Annotated in this window: 1 protein-coding gene and 1 pseudogene; both read right to left on the bottom strand. The window is 44.3% G+C overall.

Annotated features, from left to right (window positions below; genetic code table 11):
- On the bottom strand, window positions 1-907 hold a 907-nt coding region (locus QUA33_RS27990; protein ID WP_333153018.1), incomplete at its 3' end, for a DUF4347 domain-containing protein.
- Window positions 908-1683: 776 nt separating this feature from the next.
- A pseudogene (locus tag QUA33_RS27985) lies at window positions 1684-1914 on the bottom strand (calcium-binding protein); the annotation flags it as partial.

The following is a 1914-nucleotide window of genomic DNA, read 5'->3' as shown; positions in this document are numbered from 1 at the left end:
TGCTGCTACTTCCTGTTTGAATACCACCACCGGCGCTAGTTGCCTCATTATTCGGATCGGTTCCAGAAACTTTGCCGCTGGCAACAATCAGGTTTTTTAGAGTGACATTTGTTGCACCTTCTGTGCGGATTACCCGCGAAGCATTGTTGCCGCTGATGGTTAAATTGGATGCACCAACAGCATCAATTGTCAAGTTTTTGTTGATGACAAGTTGACCGGAAGTGAGAGTAATTGTTTTGCTGGCAAGACTCGATTCAAATTGAATGGTATCGTCGGCTGCTGCGGAGGCGATCGCATTTCTCAAGGAACCGGGTCCGCTATCATTATTGTTGGTAACGGTAATAGTCTTTAAAGTCCCTTGATAATCAGCCATTGCTTCTGGAGTCAAGGCTAGCGGTGCTTCAATATCACCCTTGGCAAACTCCAAATTCCAGTTACCTCCGCGGCCAGTGCGATCGCTAGATGCCGCAATATCAGCCCCGGTTAACTCGCCCAGGCGATCGACAAAATCGCTTCCCGAACCCGCCGCAACATCGCAACCATAAAGCACAATATCTGCTGTGTCGCTTAGCGCATTTCGCCAATCTTGCAACTGGCTTTCATATTGCGGCAAATTATCCGAATTCAGCGTTGCAGAACCTAGCTGCAAGCTGCCAGAATTACCGTGAGAAAAAATGTGAACTTGGTCTACAGTTTCCCCAGCAGCAGAAATTGTTTGCAGTTTCGCAGTAATTTGCTCGACTCCGTTACCATTTTTATCTAAAATGATTAGTTCTGCACCGGGAAGCACGCCATCCGCGAGAGTTTGATAGTCATCTAAGTCGGAATCAATGAAGACAATAGATTTAGAACCAGCATTGTGGAGAACAGATTGTGAATCCATGTTAGTGGCAAAAGTTGAATTCATTTCGCATACCCATGAGAATGTTTACTATTTGCTGGTAGATTCACCTTGAAAGCAGAAGGCTAGAGATGCAGAAGGCAGTAGGCAGAATTAAAACTTCGGCGATCCATGGGATAAATTCAAATTTATTTAGGTAAGATTTTTTTATCCCTCAGTTTAATCCCCGAAGTGTCTCCACAATCAGCTTTTGCTGTGTGAGAATTGCGAGCTTTTTAGCAGTTAAGGGCAGAGGATGTAATGTAAATAGTCCGGGACTGGGAACCTACCTCTATGTTTAGGTTGGCAATCCCCACCATTAGCGATAGAAATAGTGCATCAAACCGTTTGGCTGCCTTGGTAATATCACATTCATCACATTATTTTGCCCGTGCAAAAATAATGACAATGGCTTTAGCTAGTACCTGATACATTCACCTGAGATAAAACCAGGAAAATCGCCTAAATATTTGATTAATTTAACTTTTTTTGAGATCAAAAAAAGTTTCCCAAAATCAGAAATTTAGTGGCTGAAAAACCTGGTTTTATTCGGGCGCTGCTGATGGCTAGCCAGATCGGGAGTGCAATAAACGGATGTGCCTCATTCTAGGTGTGGGCGATCGGCAATAAACAAGATTTATTACCGATCGCTGTTGAAAAGAATCAGATCGCTCCTCTTCGTTGGCGTAGCCCCCCTAGGGGCGGGCTGCGCTAACGTCATCCCCCAAATTTCAGGAGTTTGAGAGCTTTCTTCACCACTTCTAAGCGGGCGGGCTGCTTATGGTACACCCTACCCCAGCCAGTTAGAGTGTTACCTGAGTGAAATCGGTAGCGGTGAGAATACCGGGGGTAATATTGTTAAGCTTCGCCAACAATTGATTGGTGTCCGTCACAGTAATCAAAGTTTGATTGTTGCTGGAAGTAATACTGAGTTGATTAAAACTCAAACCAGAATTCAACCCAATTAAATCCTCTCCCTTGCGGAAATCATTAATGATGTCGCTACCCACACTTTGATTGAGGAAAAACACATC

Origin of the sequence: Microcoleus sp. Pol14D4 (genome assembly GCF_036701245.1) — a bacterium.
Classification (GTDB): domain Bacteria; phylum Cyanobacteriota; class Cyanobacteriia; order Cyanobacteriales; family Microcoleaceae; genus Microcoleus.
Note: the sequence above shows the minus strand (reverse complement) of the source record. Positions and strands in the feature narration are given on the sequence as shown.